General features: G+C 47.5%; 13 protein-coding genes. 12 read left to right on the forward strand and 1 reads right to left on the reverse strand.

Annotated elements, in window-relative coordinates:
• The first annotated feature begins 3 nt into the window (after nt 1-3).
• From KN811_RS14780 to KN811_RS14820, 9 genes are all read left to right on the forward strand, one after another.
• Nucleotides 4-969 carry a glycoside hydrolase family 130 protein gene (locus KN811_RS14780; protein WP_187966971.1) on the forward strand — a complete coding sequence of 322 codons (966 nt, stop codon included), beginning with the start codon at nt 4-6 and terminating at the stop codon, nt 967-969.
• A gap of 142 nt (nt 970-1,111) precedes the next feature.
• Nucleotides 1,112-2,170, forward strand: coding sequence for a carbohydrate-binding family 9-like protein (locus KN811_RS14785; protein ID WP_247716503.1), 1,059 nt, complete (start codon nt 1,112-1,114; stop codon nt 2,168-2,170).
• A 16-nt stretch (nt 2,171-2,186) separates the two neighbouring features.
• Nucleotides 2,187-3,311 carry a glycoside hydrolase family protein gene (locus tag KN811_RS14790; RefSeq protein WP_187966973.1) on the forward strand — a complete coding sequence of 375 codons (1,125 nt, stop codon included), beginning with the start codon at nt 2,187-2,189 and terminating at the stop codon, nt 3,309-3,311.
• A 23-nt stretch (nt 3,312-3,334) separates the two neighbouring features.
• Entirely contained in the window at nt 3,335-4,360 is a 1,026-nt protein-coding gene (locus tag KN811_RS14795; RefSeq protein WP_187966974.1) for a glycosylasparaginase, read from the forward strand.
• A 173-nt stretch (nt 4,361-4,533) separates the two neighbouring features.
• Nucleotides 4,534-6,861, forward strand: a complete 2,328-nt coding sequence (locus tag KN811_RS14800) for a beta-N-acetylhexosaminidase (protein ID WP_187965088.1) — start codon at nt 4,534-4,536, stop codon at nt 6,859-6,861.
• A 164-nt stretch (nt 6,862-7,025) separates the two neighbouring features.
• Nucleotides 7,026-9,269 carry a GH92 family glycosyl hydrolase gene (locus tag KN811_RS14805; RefSeq protein WP_187965087.1) on the forward strand — a complete coding sequence of 748 codons (2,244 nt, stop codon included), beginning with the start codon at nt 7,026-7,028 and terminating at the stop codon, nt 9,267-9,269.
• 62 nt (nt 9,270-9,331) lie between these two features.
• Nucleotides 9,332-9,901 (forward strand): Crp/Fnr family transcriptional regulator, encoded by a 570-nt coding sequence (locus KN811_RS14810; protein WP_187965086.1) that lies wholly within the window; start codon nt 9,332-9,334, stop codon nt 9,899-9,901.
• Nucleotides 9,902-9,982: 81 nt separating this feature from the next.
• Nucleotides 9,983-10,831, forward strand: a complete 849-nt coding sequence (locus KN811_RS14815; protein WP_187965085.1) for an isocitrate lyase/PEP mutase family protein — start codon at nt 9,983-9,985, stop codon at nt 10,829-10,831.
• Nucleotides 10,828-11,271, forward strand: coding sequence for a carboxymuconolactone decarboxylase family protein (locus tag KN811_RS14820; RefSeq protein ID WP_187965084.1), 444 nt, complete (start codon nt 10,828-10,830; stop codon nt 11,269-11,271). The genes KN811_RS14815 and KN811_RS14820 overlap by 4 nt, the downstream gene beginning before the upstream one ends.
• 2 nt (nt 11,272-11,273) lie before the next feature.
• Here the strand turns inward: KN811_RS14820 and KN811_RS14825 are convergent, their stop codons facing one another.
• Nucleotides 11,274-12,005 (reverse strand): class I SAM-dependent methyltransferase, encoded by a 732-nt coding sequence (locus KN811_RS14825; protein ID WP_187965083.1) that lies wholly within the window; start codon nt 12,003-12,005, stop codon nt 11,274-11,276.
• A gap of 140 nt (nt 12,006-12,145) precedes the next feature.
• Here KN811_RS14825 and KN811_RS14830 point away from each other — a divergent pair, with 140 nt between their 5' ends.
• The 3 genes from KN811_RS14830 to KN811_RS14840 all read left to right on the forward strand — a co-directional run bounded on the left by KN811_RS14830 (nt 12,146) and on the right by KN811_RS14840 (nt 17,664).
• The gene (locus KN811_RS14830; RefSeq protein WP_187965082.1) at nt 12,146-12,646 is read left to right on the forward strand and encodes a YkgJ family cysteine cluster protein; all 501 of its coding nucleotides are present in this window, start codon (nt 12,146-12,148) and stop codon (nt 12,644-12,646) included.
• A 358-nt stretch (nt 12,647-13,004) separates the two neighbouring features.
• On the forward strand, nt 13,005-16,124 hold the full coding sequence (locus KN811_RS14835) for a SusC/RagA family TonB-linked outer membrane protein (RefSeq protein WP_187965081.1): 3,120 nt from the start codon (nt 13,005-13,007) through the stop codon (nt 16,122-16,124).
• Between the two features lie 7 nt (nt 16,125-16,131).
• Nucleotides 16,132-17,664 (forward strand): SusD/RagB family nutrient-binding outer membrane lipoprotein, encoded by a 1,533-nt coding sequence (locus KN811_RS14840; RefSeq protein WP_247716504.1) that lies wholly within the window; start codon nt 16,132-16,134, stop codon nt 17,662-17,664.
• Nucleotides 17,665-17,700: the final 36 nt, after the last annotated feature.

A 17,700-nucleotide genomic window follows, 5' to 3' on the forward strand; every position in this document is an offset into this window, starting at 1 on the left:
TCTATGAATAGTATCCCCTGGCAGGACAAACCGGAAAATTGTAAGGATGTAATGTGGCGATACAACGCCAATCCCATTATCGACAGGTATGCCATACCCACGTCCAACAGTATTTTCAACAGTGCCGTAGTACCCTTCGGAGACGGCTATGCAGGCGTGTTCCGTTGTGATAACAAGGCCGTACAGATGAATATATTTGCCGGGTTCAGCAAAGATGGTGTCAACTGGGATATAGAACACCAACCCATATCCTTTGCCCCGGGCAATACTCAAATGATCGATTCCGACTATAAATACGACCCCAGGGTGACCTTTATAGAAGACCGCTACTGGATTACCTGGTGCAATGGCTATCACGGCCCTACCATCGGGATCGGTTATACTTTTGACTTTAAGGAATTTTACCAGTGCGAAAACGCTTTCCTGCCGTTTAACCGCAACGGTGTGTTGTTCCCTCGGAAGATCAACGGAAAATATGCCATGCTCAGCAGGCCCAGCGATAACGGGCATACGCCTTTCGGAGATATCTATATCAGCTATAGCCCCGATATGAAATACTGGGGAGAACACCGTTGCGTGATGAAAGTAACCCCGTTCGAAGACAGTGCATGGCAATGTACCAAGATCGGGGCGGGCCCCGTGCCTATCCTTACCGATGAAGGCTGGCTGCTGTTCTATCACGGTGTGATCAACACCTGTAACGGTTTCCGCTATTCCGTAGGGGCCGCCTTGCTGGACGAAAATGAACCGGACAAGGTAAAGTACAGAACACAACCCTACCTGTTAGGCCCCGCTGAACCGTACGAGCTGACAGGCGATGTCCCTAACGTGGTATTCCCCTGTGCAGCATTACATTCCCATGAAGAAGACAAGCTGGCCCTGTATTACGGCGCAGCAGACACGGTAACGGCCATGGCCTTCGGCCATATCAGCGAGATTGTCCGTTTTATCAAGGAAAACAGCCTGTAACCTGCCAAAAAGGAAAACAATGACCAAAACACACTACATCGTCCCCATAGAACCCTGTCCTCGTAGAGACACACGGCCTGTCCCGGTTTTTCGGGAGCCGTGTGTCTCTACCTGCCGTAACCGTTTAAAAAAAATCAGCCTGTTGGCCGCTGTATGTTTTGTGTATACGGGAACATTGTTTGCCCAGCAAAACATCGTTGCCCCGAGGCAATACATTGCACAAAAAACATCCGAAAGGATAACCATAGACGGTAAGGGCGCTGAAGCATCCTGGCAAAAGACGGCCTGGAGTGAGGATTTTATAGATATCGAAGGCGACAAGACCCCGGCCTATAAAACCAAAGTCAAGATGTTGTGGGATGACGAATACCTGTATTTTTATGCCGAAATGGAGGAACCACATGTCTGGGCCACCCTGAAGCAGCGGGACACTGTGATCTTTTACAACAACGATTTCGAGATATTCATAGATCCGGACGGAGACACCCATAATTATATGGAGTTCGAAATGAACGCCCTGAACACGATATGGGATCTGTACCTGGTAAAACCATACAGGGAAAGCGCCCCGGTCATAGATAGCTGGGACATTCAGGGAATAAAGACCGCAGTACACATAGACGGTACATTAAACAATCCGAATGATACCGACAAAGGATGGAGCGTAGAGGTCGCCATGCCCTGGAATGTGCTCGTAGAGGCACACGGCCGTGTGTCTCCAACCACCCCCGAAAACGAATTCTGGCGTATCAATTTCTCCCGTGTAAACTGGGATTTTGAGCTGGTCGACGGCAAATACCAACGCAAAAAAGGCAAAGATGGCAAATACCTGCCCGAATACAACTGGGTATGGTCACCCCAATGGGTGATCAATATGCACGAACCCGAATGGTGGGGATATGTGTATTTCTCTCCGGAAAAACCCGGCGGAAAGGAAGATCACAGTATTCCTCAGGACGAGAAGATAAAATGGAAGTTGTACGAACTGTACAGAAAACAAAAACAACATTTCCAGGAGCATGGCAAATGGATGAATTCGTTAAGGGAGCTCGTTGGAAAATCGGTGGTCATAGATGGAAAACCGGTAAAAATTGCCCTGGAATTACACAGCATGGGATGGAACTTAACAGCGACCAGCCCTTTCACAGGCCGGCTGCTGACTGTAAAAGAAGATGGAAAATTCATCAGTAAAAACAACTAACAAATAATCAATCATTATGAAAATTTTAAAACTCACCCTGGTTTTTGTTCTCGCAGGCCTGGTTTCCTGTTCGAAGCAGGAAAAGAAGGCAGAGACAAAAGCAAAAGAAGAAACAGCAACTTCCGAAAACATTGCAGAGAAAGGATTTAAATACTGGACCTGGATCACTGCCGATCCGGAAAGAACAGATGATTCTTATCAGGAAGAATTTGCAAAATATAAAGACAATGGCCTGGATGCCGTGCTCATCAATACCAACACCGACCCCGAACTGTTGGGAAGGCTTACACCCCTGGCCCGGAAGGCCGGGCTTGAAGTACACGCATGGATCATGGCCATGAACCGCCCCGGGGACTCCGTGGCCCTGAAACATCCCGATTGGTATGCGGTAAGCCGCGAGGGAAAATCGTGTTTTGACCACAGGCCCTATGTAGATTATTACCAATGGATGTGCCCTACCAGGGAAGCATCCCGCAACCACGTGCTCAGCCTGGTGGAAGGCCTGGCAAAAGTAGATGATGTAGCCAGTGTTCATCTGGACTATATCCGCTACTCCGATATTTTCCTGCCCATAGGCCTGCTGCCCAAATACGACCTGGAGCAAAACGAAGAACTCCAGGAATTTGATTTCTGTTACTGCGATGTCTGCGTAGCAGAGTTCGAAAAGATACATCATAAAAACCCCAGGGAAATGGAAAACCCGGCCATCGATATGGAATGGAAACAATTCCGCCTGAATAAGATCAGGGCCGTGGTGAACGACGCTTATGAAATAGCCCATAAACACGGAAAAATACTTACAGCCGCCGTATTCCCTTATCCCGAAATGGCGGACCACATGGTACGTCAACGCTGGGATAAATGGGATATAGACGTAGTTCTGCCCATGATATATCACAACTTTTACAACGAAGAGATCGACTGGATAGGCTATGCCACAAAACAGGGAGTTCAGGATCTCAAAGACAAGGAAACCGAATTGCACACCGGGGTTTTTGTTCCGGAAATGTCGCCTTCAGAGATTAAAGAAGCCGTGCAACTGGCCAGGGAAAACGGTGCAAAAGGGATCTCGTTCTTTGACGGCCCTGCACTTACGGACGACATGTTACAGGCGATCAAAGAAACAAAGGCAAAGCAATAAGACAAGACCGAAAAGTAACTGCTATGATAAACAGACGAAAATTCATAACAAAAACAGCCCTGGGTTCTGTTGCGGTGGGCACACTTTACAGCTGTGTAGACAATGGTATAAAGCCCCATAAACCAAAAAAGAACGGGGGAGCTGTTGCCGATACCGATAAGCAAGTAAAGAAACCGGTGGTGATCTCTACCTGGAACCACGGGGTGGCTGCCAATGAAGAGGCCTGGAAAAAACTGAAGAACGGAGGTTCCGGCCTGGATGCTGTAGAAGCAGGGGTGATGACGGCTGAGGCCGATCCCAGGGTATCCAGCGTAGGATATGGCGGATGGCCGGACAGGGAAGGAAAAGTAACCCTCGATGCCTGTATCATGGACCATAAGAGTAACTGCGGCTCCGTAGCCTTTTTGCAGCATATAAAACACCCTGTTTCCGTAGCGAGAAAAGTGATGGAAAAGACCCCGCACATTATGCTTGTGGGTGAAGGAGCAAAACAGTTTGCCCTGGAACAGGGGTTTAAAGAAGAGAACCTGCTTACCGAAGATGCCGAAAAGGCCTACCGGGAATGGCTCGGAAAATCGGAATACAAACCTGTGATCAACATTGAGAACCACGATACCATAAGCATGCTCGCCATTGACGAAAAGGGAGACCTTTCCGGGGCGTGTACAACCAGTGGTGCGGCGTGGAAAGTACATGGCCGGGTAGGGGACTCTCCCATTATCGGTGCCGGACTGTTCCTTGACAATGAAGTGGGAGCTGCAGCGGCAACGGGTCTCGGGGAATCTGTAATGCGTACTTCAGGAAGCGCCATGGTAGTAGAACTGATGCGCCAGGGAAAAAGCCCGGAGGAAGCCTGCAAAGAGATCGTGGAACGCATCTATAAGATCTACAAAGACCGACCCGACCTGGAATACCTCCAGATCGGTTTTATTGCCCTGAATAAATATGGCGAATATGGAGCCTACTGCCTGAGGCCGGGATTTAATTATGCCATTTACGAAGAAGAAAAAGGAAACCGCCTGATCGACGGAGAATATAAACTTTCATAATCCCTCTATGTAATTCCTGCGGGGCTTAGCGGCCTCGTGGGAATTTTTTTGGTGAGGTTGAGATGGGGGAACACCCCCCTTAGTCCCCCTCAAGGGGGGAGAAGTGTTTCGCTTTAAGAACGATTTTGCATAAAAAGATGAATAATTCCCCCCCCCCTAAAAGAAAAAACAACATGAAAACACGCTTCATTCAAACACTCCTCCTAAGCCTGGCCATACTTCTATCCGCATGCGGCCACCGGGAAAAGATCACCTTTACAGAAGGCGATATTTCCATAATTCCCAAACCCAGGGAATTAAAGTTAAATGAAGGGGCCTTTGTGTTTAATGAAAAAACCGTATTTCTGGTCGAAGAAGAGAACCAGGAAGAAATTGCCCGTACACTGACGGATAAGTTCAAAGCTGCTGCCGGATGGGAGCCGCAAATCGTAACTTCCGCTCCCGATGGCAATTTCGTAGAGTTCCGGACAGACGCCGGGCTGGAAGATGAAGCCTACGAACTTCATAGTACAGGAAATGCGATCACCATATCTGCAAATGGCTATTCCGGATTTTTATACGGAGTGGAGACCCTGAGACAACTACTTCCGGACGAAATAGAGGGTAAGGACCTGCAAAGAGATATAACGTGGGCCGTACCCGCGACGGAGATAAAAGACAGTCCCCGGTTTCCGTGGCGTGGGCTTATGCTCGATGTGTCCCGTCATTTCTTCCCCAAAGAATACGTGTTGAAGGTCATAGACGGACTGGCCATGCACAAGATGAACGTACTGCACCTGCACCTGGTGGACGACCAGGGGTGGCGTATAGAAATTAAAAAATACCCGAAGCTCACTGAAGTAGGAGGGTACCGGGTAGACAAGGAAGACATGCACTGGAATGCCCGCCCCGCCCCGAAACCGTCGGAAAAAGCCACTTATGGCGGGTTTTATACACAAGAAGATATCAAGGAAATTGTGGCCTATGCCCATGAAAGGGGGATCGAAGTGGTCCCGGAAATAGAAATGCCCGCTCATGTAATGAGTGCTATTGCCGCTTACCCGGAACTGTCCTGCAAGGCCGAACCCGTGATGGTGCCTTCCGGAGGAGTATGGCCCATTACCGATATTTATTGTGCGGGAAAAGAATCCACTTTTGAGTTTCTGGAAAACGTGCTTACCGAGGTTATGGAATTATTCCCTTCAAAATATATTCACGTGGGAGGGGACGAAGCTACCAAAACCAACTGGAAAAGCTGCCCGCATTGCCAAAAGAGGATCAGGGAAGAAGGCCTGGCCGATGTCAAAGAACTGCAAAGCTATTTTATAAAACGCATGGAACGGTTTATCAGTTCCAAAGGAAGGACTTTGATAGGCTGGGACGAGATACTCGAAGGCGGACTGGCCCCGGGAGCCACAGTAATGAGCTGGAGGGGCATACAGGGAGGCTGGGAAGCCTCGGAACAGGGGCACGATGTGGTGATGACCCCGGGAACACACTGTTATTTCGATCATTATCAGGGGCCCCAGGATTCCGAACCTACAGCTTTCGGCGGATATACCCCGCTCAGCAAAGTATACGAATTTGATCCCGTGGTAGATTCCATGAGTGTAACACAGGCTAAACACGTCCTGGGTGGCCAGGCCAACCTGTGGGCAGAGTATGTTCCTACCACATCCCATTCGGAATACATGATCTATCCCAGGCTGGCAGCCCTGGCAGAAGCCGTATGGAGCCCTAAGGAAGGCAGGGACTGGAAAGAATTCGTGCCGAGGATGGAACACATGTTCGAGCGGTATGACAAACTGGGGATCAATTACGCCAAAAGTGCTTATACCATCATGGCAGATACCAAAGTAGATGAAAAGACCCATAAAGTAACCCTGGCCCTGAAAAATGAGATTCCCGGCTCGGATATCCGTTATGTGTTGAACGGAGAGGACCTCACTTCGGCAAAAAAATATTCCGGCCCGATAGAGGTTGCTGAAACAACTACGGTAAAGGCGTCTCTTTTTAAAGATGATAAACCCGTAGGAAAAGAATTTAAAAAGACCTTTACCTGGCACAAAGCCGTTGGTAAAAAAGTGGCCTATAAGAACCCGTGGAATAAAAACTATCCCGGTACCGGGACATACAGTATGGTCAATGTGCTCCGGGGAACAAAGAATTTTCACGATGGCCAGTGGCAGGGATGGCTCCACAAGGATATGGAATTGACCATAGACCTCGAAGAGAGTGCGGGTGTCAGAAAGGTAACCATAGGCACCCTGGAAAACCAGGGATCGGGGATCTACTTCCCCGCTAAAGTGGAAGTATTGCTTTCAAACGAAGGCAAAACTTTCAAAAAAGTCGGCGAAATAAAAAGGGATTACGCTGTAAATGGCGATGCCGAACTCAAAGATTTTACGGTGACCTTCCCGGAAGAAACAGCCCGTTATGTTAAAGTAAAAGCTGCCAGGCTGGGAAATAGCCCGAAAGGTGGAGATACGTGGTTGTTTGTGGATGAGGTTGTGGTGGAGTAACATCCCCCCTGTGTCCCCCTTCGAAGGGGGAGCATTGTTCTGATTAAGAACCATTCTTCGTGAAAAAGATGAATAATTCCCCCCCTTGAGGCGATGTGCTGAGCGAAGTCGAAGTAGGGGCCAGGGGGGCTCTCCGATAAGACATATGTAAGAAAACAAACCCAATGAAAGCACTAAAAATACTATCCATCGGTTTTTTAATATCCATAAATACCACAACGGCCCAGGACAAGCCCGTGGATGATGTAAATCCCTTTATCGGAACCTCCAATTTTGGGGCTACCCATCCCGGGGCTATTGCTCCGCGGGGGATGGCCAGTGTATCCCCGTTCAATGTGGCCGGGAAACAAAATGTGCTGGAAAAGGATAGCAGGTGGCTTTCCAATCCATACGTGAACGAAAATACGTTTTTGACAGGCTTTACTCATGTTAATCTGAGTGGTGTGGGCTGTCCGGACCTCGGGGTTATCATCACCATGCCCACTACCGGGGAACTGGAAACCGACCACCTGAAATACGGGACTGCCTATACTGATGAGGTAGCTAAAGCCGGGTATTACAGTGTAAATCTGCCCAAATACAAAGTGAAAGCCGAAGCTACGGCAAGCACAAGAACAGGGGTTACCCGCTATACTTTCCCCGAAGGCAGGTCCAATATCTTGCTCAATCTGGGGCTGGGGCTTACCAACGAACAGGGGGCTATGGTCAAAGTGGTATCGCCCACAGAGATCGAAGGCATGCGAACGGTAGGTTCGTTCTGTTACAACAGCCCTGAACACGCTTACCCGGTATATTTTGTGGCCAGGTTCTCCAAGCCTGCGGACGAGTTCGGTATATGGAAAAAGCCGGCAACCTACGAAGGTGAGGAAGCCCAGTGGATGACCTATAACGGTAAGACCCGTATGATGAAAGGTTTTACCCGTGAAGTCATTGGTGACAGTATAGGTGCCTATTTCAGCTACAACCTTAAAAAATCCGCCGCAGTAGAAATGAAGATAGGAGTGTCTTATGTGAGTATAGCCAATGCCCGGGAAAATCTTGAGAAGGAAACGGGAGGCCTTGATTTTGACAAGGTCTATGAAAGGACAAAAAAGGCCTGGAACGAAAAACTCTCAAAAATTGAAGTGGAAGGCGGAACAAAAGAGGACAGGACCATTTTCTATACCGCCCTGTACCATACGTTGATCCACCCCAACATTTTTAATGATATTAATGGAGAGTATCCCGAGATCTCTACCGGGAAGATCGGAAAAACGGACAATCACCGCTATACCGTTTTCTCCCTGTGGGATACCTACCGAAATTATCACCAGTTTATGAGCATGGTATATCCCGGCCAGCAACTGGAAATGGTAAAGAACATGCTCGACATGTATGACGAAAACGGCTGGTTGCCCAAATGGGAGTTGAATTCCACAGAAACATTCACTATGGTAGGGGATCCTGCCTCCGTAGTTTTAGCAGATACTTACCTGCGGGGCCTTACGGATTTTGATGTGGAAAAAGCCTATGAGGCCATGAAAAAGAGCGCAACGCAATTGGAAAATAACCCTTTACGCCCGGCATTGGCCGATTATCTGCGCGATGGCTATGTTAATACGAGCAGTCTGGCCGATGGTGTGGTGTCTACCACCCAGGAATACAATGTTGCCGATTACGCCATTGCCCGACTGGCCAGAGCACTTGGCAAAAAAGAAGATTACAGGTCATTTTATAAACGATCGTTGTCGTACCGTAAACTGTTCGATAAAAAACTGAAACTCCTCCGCCCCAGGAATGCCGACGGAAGCTGGTACGAACCTTTTGACCCGGTAAAAGGGGCCAATTTTGAGAAGAACATGGGCTTTATAGAAGGCAATGCCTGGCAGTATGTGTTTATGCTAACGCACGATGCAAAGGGTATGATAAAACTGATGGGAGGCAAAAAAGACTTCGAAGCACAGCTCGACCATATTTTCGACAACGGACATTACGATATGGCCAACGAACCCGATATAGCCTATGGCTTCCTGTACAACTACATCAAGGGAAGCGAATGGAAAGCCCAGAAGCGCATACGGGAACTCCTCGACACCTATTACAAAAACGCTCCCGACGGCCTTCCCGGCAATGACGATACCGGTACCATGTCGGCCTGGGCCATTTACAGCATGATGGGTATATATCCGATAACCCCGGCCAACCCGGAATACACTTTTGTGGTTCCCCGGTTCAGTAAGATAACGATTCACCTGGATATCGATTACTACAAAAAAGACAAGCTGGTCATTACCTGCAATAATCCCGGTGAAAGTCGGTATATCGATAAAATACAGGTCGGTGGAAAAGAATACAAAGGATATTTTATTTCCGATGAAGCGTTGTTAAATGCAGGAGAAGTTTCGTTCCGGTTAAAAGAAAATGACTAATATAGCACAACCATGTTTGTAGGAAACTTTATGATACAGCGAATCACCGTCCGGGTATAAATATGAACTCCTTAGTTGAACATATAAAACGATATATTTCGGTCAACCGTAAGGAAGAAAAGGTTATTCGGGAACATCTGGAGCCTCTTTCCCTGAAAAAGAAGACTCTTTTGCTGGAAACGGGGCAGATCTGCCAGGCCGAATATTTTGTGGTCAAAGGGTGTTTGCGCATGTATTTTATAAAGGATAATGGCACCGAGCAAATCACCCGGTTTGCTATTGAAAACTGGTGGATGACCGACTATATGAGTCTGAATGATTGCGTTCCTTCTCGTTTTTGTATAGAAACCATCGAAGACACCGAAGTGCTATCCCTCGACCGGGAAGCCAAATCTTCACTGTTGCAGGAATTTCCACAAATGGAGCGCTACTTCAGGATCATGTTGCAAAAGGCTTGTGGGGCTTCCCAACAAAGAGAAAGGTACGAATACGGACTTTCCAGGGAAGAACGTTATCACAATTTTATAGCTCTGTTACCCGATTTTGCCCAGCGCATCCCCCAGTATATGCTGGCGTCTTATCTGGGCTTTACTCCGGAATACCTCAGCGAGATACGGAAAAAAATGCGCTGACCTTCATTTCTTAAACCAGCTTAAGCACTTCTTTCTGACTGCCAAACTACCTTTGTCGAGTAATCATTAATTCGTTGAAAGATGAAAGGTTTGCAGAAAGAAATGGCAGAAAGATTCCGAAAATTACACGATTCGGAAGACTTGTTGATCTTGCCCAATATATGGGAGCCCCTCGGAGCATGTCTGCTTGAAGATATGGGATTTCCGGCCGTAGCCACGGGTAGTGCATCTGTGGCGTTTACCCATGGCTATGACGATGGGGAATGCATTCCCTTGGAAGATCTGCTCGTTTCGTGCCGGAGGATTGTAAACAGTGTCGAAATCCCTCTTACTGTGGATATGGAAAGCGGGTATGCCTGTAACGACCGGGAACTGGCGGAAAATATTAAACACCTCATAGAAACAGGAGTTGTGGGGCTGAACCTGGAAGATACCAGTACGGAAACGGGAAGGATGTATACTGCTGAGGAGCAATTCCGGCGGATCAGGCTTGTCCGGGAAACCTCCAGAAGTATGGGGGTCCCCCTGTTTATCAATGCGCGGACGGATGTCTTTCTCCATGCAGGGACATACCGTTCTCCACAGGAAAGACTTGCCGAAACGATAAGAAGGGGAAAAGCGTATAAAGAAGCCGGAGCTGATGGATTTTTTCCTATTTTCCTCACTGAGGAAAAAGATATCAGGACGCTTTTGCAAGAATTGGACCTGCCCTTAAACCTCCTCACTGTGCCAGGGGTGCCGGAACCGGAGAAACTCCGTGAACTGGGAGTGGCACGCCTCAGCCTGGGCCCCGGTTTCCTGAAGATAGCCGTAAAAGCTATGAGGGATACGGCAATGCGGTTACAGAATGGGATGGGACTGAATAGTATTACAGAAAATGAAATTACTACAAGCTATCTGAAGAAATTGATAAAAAAAGAAAGGTCATGAAATCAAAAAAACGAATATCCATAGAAAAAACAATGCCTGAAGCTTTCAGAGCAATACTAAAACTGTCGGCGCAGCTAAAAAAGGGGAAACTGGCCCCTGAATTGGTGGAATTGCTGAAGATCAGGGCCTCGCAATTGAACAGTTGTTCCTATTGTATTGATATGCATGTAGACCATGCCCTGAAGATCGGGGTAGAAGCCCGGAAGATATATGCCCTGCCGGCCTGGAAAGCGTCACATATTTTTAGTCCGGAAGAAAGAGCAGTCCTGCAATTAACGGAAGAACTGACCCGAATGACGGATAATGGCTTAACGGATGATACTTACAACACGATAATTGATTTGTTTGGAGAAGAGGTAGCCTCACAGCTTATAATGCTAATCGTCGTGATCAATTCCTGGAACCGGATCAATGTTGCCGGTAAAACGGTGTACGCCTAATTTCAGAAAGCTGTCAGTTTTGCCAGGTAATCATAATGCTCACCTTCCATGATGAGCTCACAATTCAATCCGTTGGCAGCGGCAGCGTTTTGCAGGGTGTTGTAATCGATGTACAGCCATGGAAAAGGATCGCTCTGTAAGTCCTTATACCGTATCCGGAATTCTATTTCGCCGTAATATTCGGCGTGCGAAGGGATCCACCGGCCGCCGTCCTCATCTTCGTCGAACATATAGAGCAGGTCGGACGAGTCCAGTAATATTTGCCCGTTTTTGTTCAGCAGGCTTTTTAAATGCGTGAGAAAGCTGTCGATGTACCGTAATCGCCCACAGAGGCCCAAGCCGTTCATCAGCAGGAGGATGGTATCGAATTTTTCGCCTTGATACTGCATCACATCCTGTACAAAAACATCTTTCAGTCCCCTCAACCTGCAGGCTTCAACAGCACCTGGCGAAATGTCTATGGCTGTTACGTCCAGTTTCCTTTCCTCCCGGAGGTACAGGGAGTGGCTGCCCGCTCCGCACCCGGCATCCAGCACTTTCCCATGTGCGAGTTGAAGGGCCTTTTGTTCAATGCCGGGCATCTCCATGTAATCCCGGAAGAGATAGGGCAGGGGCAACACGTCTTCTTCGGAAATAGAAGTTTCGGTGATGATGTCTTCCGTGTAATTTCCCTGCTGATAATCCAGTAAAGCCTTCCCGATAATATCCGGGACGCTATGCTCTTTTTCCTTCATAAAATTTCAATAAAAACCTGGCGCTCGTTTGCAACGAGTGCCTCTTTTCTTGACTCCCCGTACCTGTTTGTAACAACACTATTTAGCCTAAAAAAACCGTTTACATTCAAAAACCCGTTCCGAAACCCTAATTTTGCACTATGGATGATTTTCTGAAACGGCTGCCGCAACTCGCCAAAGATAAACATAAGGAAAACAAGAAATACTTTGCAAAGCTGAAAAAAAAGCCACCGAAGGACCTGGATTATGTCATGCAGGAACTACACGATGCAGAGTTCGAACAAACGGACTGCCTGCAATGTGCCAATTGCTGTAAAACAACAGGTCCGTTGTTTACAAATACCGATATAGAACGTATATCCAGGCGTCTTAAGCTCAGGCCGCAACAGTTCATAGACCGTTATCTGCGTATAGATGAGGATAAAGACTATGTTTTGCAAAGCGTTCCCTGTGCGTTCCTGGGGGACGATAATTATTGTGCCATTTACGATGTCCGCCCCAAGGCCTGCCGGGAATATCCGCATACCGACAGGAAAAAATTTCACCAGATCACAAACCTCACCCTGAAGAATACGGCCATTTGCCCGGCGGCATACCGGATTGTAGAAGAAATGAAAAAAAGGCTAAAAGTTCACCGGTAAAATATCAGACCATACATAGTATCCCCTTCTTCAGTCTTTCCTCCTGGCTTGTCTCCCACGCTATTTGAGGAAATGAAGCCGTTTCGGCAATGACTATCCGTATTTACACCCGGGGCCCCGGAAATTTTTCATCTTGTTTTATAGGATATAGCCTTCAGTATAAAGATTTCAGATTTTTAAAGAAAAAGGAAATTGAAAAAATAAAGCTAATAATGATCATATGGCTAATGTTTTTTAGCTATGGATAGTCGTTGTTTGTCGAAAAAATTTGTTAAATTTTAACTTTACTGTAACATTTATAAATAATTAATGTTAATTGGAATACTATTAACTCAAATTAATCTTAAATGTATATTGTATGTTTAATAAATTAACAATCGTGGTGATGTTCCTATCCCTGTTGGCTGTACCGTCAATCTGGGCTCAGGACATTACAATTACGGGAGTGGTTACCGAGGCCGTTAACGGAATGCCACTGCCCGGGGTAAACGTGGTCCTGAAAGGGACAAATAACGGGGCCTCAACCGACTTTGATGGAAATTACACGCTTAGTAATGTGCCGGAAGACGGTATTCTGGTATTTTCCATTATCGGATATGCTACCCGGGAAATATCTGTCAACGGGAGAACGAGCATAAACGCTGTCCTGGATGAAAGCGCGGAACAACTCGGTGAAGTGGTCGTAACTGCTCTCGGGATCAAAAAAGAAACCAAAGCGCTGGGGTATTCACTCACTGAAGTTGGAGGAGAAGAGCTCTCTACCGTAAAGCAGACCAACGCCATTAATGCTTTACAAGGTAAGGTTGCTGGAGTTAATATCACCCAGAATTCCACAGGAGCTGCGGGGTCGAGCAGGGTTATTATACGGGGAAACAGTACCCTGACGGGAAACAACCAGCCCTTATACGTTGTCGACGGTGTTCCCATAAGCAATGATAGTGGCGGTTCTGCAGGAATGTGGGGAGGAAATGACGGAGGTGATGGTATTTCGAGCATTAACCCGGACGATATTGAATCTGTGAGCGTTCTTAAAGGAGGTTCGGCTTCGGCATTATACGGTTCCAGGGGAGGTAACGGCGTTATTTTAATTACTACAAAAGGCGGAAGGGAAAAGCAGGGTTTCGGTGTTGAGCTCAGTAGTTCCGTTACGTTTGACCAACTGAATTCATCCATCCAGGATTTCCAGAACACTTACGGACAGGGTATCCGGGCGAGGATTCCGGCAAATGCCGAAGAGGCCCTGGACCTGGGAACGAGTTCATGGGGAGCCAGGCTGGACGGTTCTCCTGTTATACAATGGGACGGTGAAGAAAGGCCCTATTCTTATGTGGGCAACAATATGGATCGGTTTTACAGGACCGGGACCACTTTTATCAATACGGCGGCTTTGGTCGGGAATTCCGAGCATGTAAATTACAGGTTTTCCGCTTCCAATATGGACAATAAAGATATTATGCCCAATGCCAGTATGAACCGTAAAACCTTTGCTTTGAATGCAGGGGCTGTATTGGCCGAAAAACTGACTACTCAGGTCAATGTCAAATATATCGTGGATGATGTAATGAACAGGCCAAGGCTGTCTGATGCCCCTGGTAACGCCAATTATACGGTGGCACTTTTATCGCCCAATGTCGATGTGAGGAATATGCAGCCTGGAACCAACCCGGATGGTACCGAAAGACAGTATTCGAGCAATACCTTTTCTCAAAACCCTTACTTTGCGGCTTATAATTTCAGGAATGAAGATCTGAAGAACAGGATCATCGCTTCCACCTCTTTACAATACGATATTCTTGAATGGCTATACGTCTCGGGCCGGGTAGGGGTCGATCATTTTACAAGAAGGTCCACTTCCGTAGAACCCTGGGGTACGGCCTATAAACCTTTGGGGGGAATGAATGAGGCAGAGTGGAGATACACCCAGATAGATGCCGATGTAATGCTGGGCATGGACAAGGAATTAACAGATAAATTAGGCCTTTCGGCCCTGGTCGGTGCAAACAACAACCATATAAAATCGGAAACTTTAAACCTCGGTGGGAATGATTTTATTATTCCCGGGTTCGAAGATATATCCAATTTAGGAGCACAAACAAGGAATAGGATTTACAGCGAACGCAAAATAGGATCGCTTTACGGTTCTTTGGAACTTTCCTGGGACGACTGGGCATATTTGACCTTTACCGGAAGGAACGACTGGTTCTCAACCCTGTCTTACCCGGGAAAAACATCGCCCAATAACGATTTTTACCCATCGGTCAATGCCAGTGTTATTCTGTCGGATGCACTCGATATGCCGGCGAGCATAAATTTCTTAAAATTAAGGGGTGGTTATTCTCAGGTAGCCGGGGGAGGAGATATAGCCTATCAATTGGTCCCCAACGATGAATTTTTCGGACAGGGCCATTTAGGCCAGCCCCTGGGAAGGATCAGCGGAGATGTGGTCCCCAACCCCGACCTCGTGCCCTGGACCAAGAAAGAATATGAGATCGGTGTAGACGCCCGGTTTTTTAACAACCGGTTGTCGCTGGACCTGGCATTATATAAAAATGAAACGATCAATGACCTGGTCAATGCATCCATATCCAATACGACAGGATATAATTTTAAAGCTGCCAATCTCGGTAAACTGGAAAATAAAGGGGTTGAATTCCTGCTGTCCGGAAAACCCTTCAGGACAAAGAATTTCAGCTGGACCACAAGTATAAACGGGGCGTTTAATGAAAGCCTTATCGTAAATACCAACCCCGAAGGACAACCGGTTAGCCTGGACGAACCCAGGACCCAGAATGTACGGATACAGCATATTGTCGGCGAACGCTACGGGAAGATCGTAGGTATATCTTATGTACGCGACGAAACGGGGAATATTGTTTATGATATTAATGCCGACGGTGTTCCGCTACCCCAGCCGGGAGAACGGAAAATACTGGGAGATGGTGTCCCTCCCTGGGGCCTGGGCTGGAGCAACAGCTTTACCTTCGGAAATTTTAATCTTAATTTCCTGATCGATGGCAAATTCGGAGGACAGATCTTCTCCGGGACAAACACGCTTGCATACAGTAACGGATTGCATAAGACAACCCTGGAAGGCCGGGAAAACGGCCTGGAAGTCTCCGGTATTGACGGAGCCACCGGCGAACCGTTCACCACTACGGTAGCTCCCGAAGACCTGCAGACCTATTATAGCTTTCAAAACGGGGTTGCCAGAATTGCAGAAGAATTTGTAGAAGATGCAGACTACATTAAGTTCAGGGAATTGAGTATCGGTTATACACTTCCGGATAGCATACTGGATAAGATTTTCCTCACCGGGGCCAATATATCTTTTATTGCACGCAACCTGTTCTATATTAAAAGAAGTGCAGATAATATCGACCCGGAAAGTGCTTATAACGTAGGGAACTCCCAGGGACTGGAATATTTTGGTGTTCCATCTACCAGGAGCTACGGCCTGAGCTTAAATGTTAAATTTTAAATAGGTAATGATGAAAAAGATACGCTATATACTTTTAATGATTTTCATTATATCGGCCTGCGACAGAGGCTTTGATGAAATCAACATCGACCCGACCAAACACAGGGTACTGGCCACAAGTAAGCTGACGTCGACCCAGTTGTTCACTTCGGGAGAACGCTATGAGAACTGGAGGGCAAACCTGATCTATCAGTCCACGATGATGCAACATTTTGCCACAACCGCAGGCTATTGGGCGGGAGATAAATATACATGGAACAGGGGGTATGCCTCTTCCCTGATCGACCGCTATTATACTACAGCAGTTAAAACCATAGAAGACCTGTTGGTGCAACTGGAGGAGGACGGAGAACCTGAAGAAATGAAAGCCATTGCCCGGATCATGAGGGTCTTTATCTATTCCAGGCTCACGGACCTCTATGGGGATGTGCCTTACAGTGAAGCCGGCAAAGCGGTGATCGAAGGTATATTCACGCCCAAATACGATCCCCAGAGTGAAATATATGCAGATATGCTTAAAGAACTGGAAGAATCGACAGCCATTTTAAGTGATGGCACCTCCGGGTACGGCGATGCAGACCTGATGTTTCAGGGAGATATGGGAAAATGGAGAAGATTTGGATATTCCATGATGATGAGGCTGGGCTTCAGGCTGATCAAAGTAGACCCTGCCGCTTCAAAAGAGTGGGTCACGAAGGCTATCAACGGAGGCGTTATGGAATCTAATGCAGATATCGCCTTTATTCCTCATACTGCCGGGCCGGAAGGAGTGAATAAGAACGGTATTGGAGAAACTTTTACGGCAGACGCAAGTATGCGGATGAGCAAAACCTTTATAGATTTTTTACAGGGAGACCCCAGGCTCACCGTTCTGGGCTCCCTGCCCGAAGATACCGGCGAAAAGAATGCCAATGACGAGCCGATCCTGAGAACAGAAGAAGAGCGTCTGGACCCTGACATGCAAAAAGGGCTCCCCAACGGCCTGGACCTCGAAATGCTCGAAGAAATGACAGGAGAAAAGAACATACAGGCATATACCGAACCGAACCGGCTGTTAATTACCGGCGAAGACGCACCCATGTTTTTCCAGACCTATGCCGAAGTAGAATTTATGCTCGCAGAAGCCGGCGTACGCTGGGGCCTTGCCGGAGATCCCGAAGCCCACTACAATGCAGGAGTAAGGGCTGCGATGAAAATGCTGGAATTATACGGATCGGCCGGGGCCATTTCAGACGGAGACATCGACGATTATTTGATGGCAAACCCCTACGACCCCGCAAATGCCCTGGAACAGATAAACACCCAGTACTGGGCAGCGACATTCCTCAACGAATACGAATCGTTCGCGAACTGGAGAAGAACAGGCTTCCCCGTTTTAGTGCCTGTCAATTATCCCGGGAACGTCACCGGAGGAACTATTCCGAGAAGACTCACCTATGCGGAAAGTGACCAGTCCAATAACCCGGAAAATTATCAGGCTGCCATAGACAGGCAGGGACCGGACGAACTGACCACCCGTGTCTGGTGGGATGTGGAATAGAATGATACAGACGGCTGTCCGTCTCAAACGTTACAC

Origin of the sequence: Sinomicrobium weinanense (assembly GCF_018863395.1) — a bacterium.
Lineage (GTDB): Bacteria > Bacteroidota > Bacteroidia > Flavobacteriales > Flavobacteriaceae > Sinomicrobium > Sinomicrobium weinanense.

Excerpts from the sequence above, each read along its gene's own strand:
- KN811_RS14780 (WP_187966971.1), top strand. The coding sequence starts at position 4 with ATGAATAGTATCCCCTGGCAGGACAAACCGGAAAATTGTAAGGATGTA.
- KN811_RS14790 (WP_187966973.1), top strand. The coding sequence starts at position 2,187 with ATGAAAATTTTAAAACTCACCCTGGTTTTTGTTCTCGCAGGCCTGGTT.
- KN811_RS14795 (WP_187966974.1), top strand. The coding sequence starts at position 3,335 with ATGATAAACAGACGAAAATTCATAACAAAAACAGCCCTGGGTTCTGTT.
- KN811_RS14800 (WP_187965088.1), top strand. The coding sequence starts at position 4,534 with ATGAAAACACGCTTCATTCAAACACTCCTCCTAAGCCTGGCCATACTT.
- KN811_RS14805 (WP_187965087.1), top strand. The coding sequence starts at position 7,026 with ATGAAAGCACTAAAAATACTATCCATCGGTTTTTTAATATCCATAAAT.
- KN811_RS14810 (WP_187965086.1), top strand. The coding sequence starts at position 9,332 with ATGAACTCCTTAGTTGAACATATAAAACGATATATTTCGGTCAACCGT.
- KN811_RS14815 (WP_187965085.1), top strand. The coding sequence starts at position 9,983 with ATGAAAGGTTTGCAGAAAGAAATGGCAGAAAGATTCCGAAAATTACAC.
- KN811_RS14820 (WP_187965084.1), top strand. The coding sequence starts at position 10,828 with ATGAAATCAAAAAAACGAATATCCATAGAAAAAACAATGCCTGAAGCT.
- KN811_RS14825 (WP_187965083.1), bottom strand. The coding sequence starts at position 12,005 with ATGAAGGAAAAAGAGCATAGCGTCCCGGATATTATCGGGAAGGCTTTA.
- KN811_RS14830 (WP_187965082.1), top strand. The coding sequence starts at position 12,146 with ATGGATGATTTTCTGAAACGGCTGCCGCAACTCGCCAAAGATAAACAT.
- KN811_RS14835 (WP_187965081.1), top strand. The coding sequence starts at position 13,005 with ATGTTTAATAAATTAACAATCGTGGTGATGTTCCTATCCCTGTTGGCT.
- KN811_RS14840 (WP_247716504.1), top strand. The coding sequence starts at position 16,132 with ATGATGAAAAAGATACGCTATATACTTTTAATGATTTTCATTATATCG.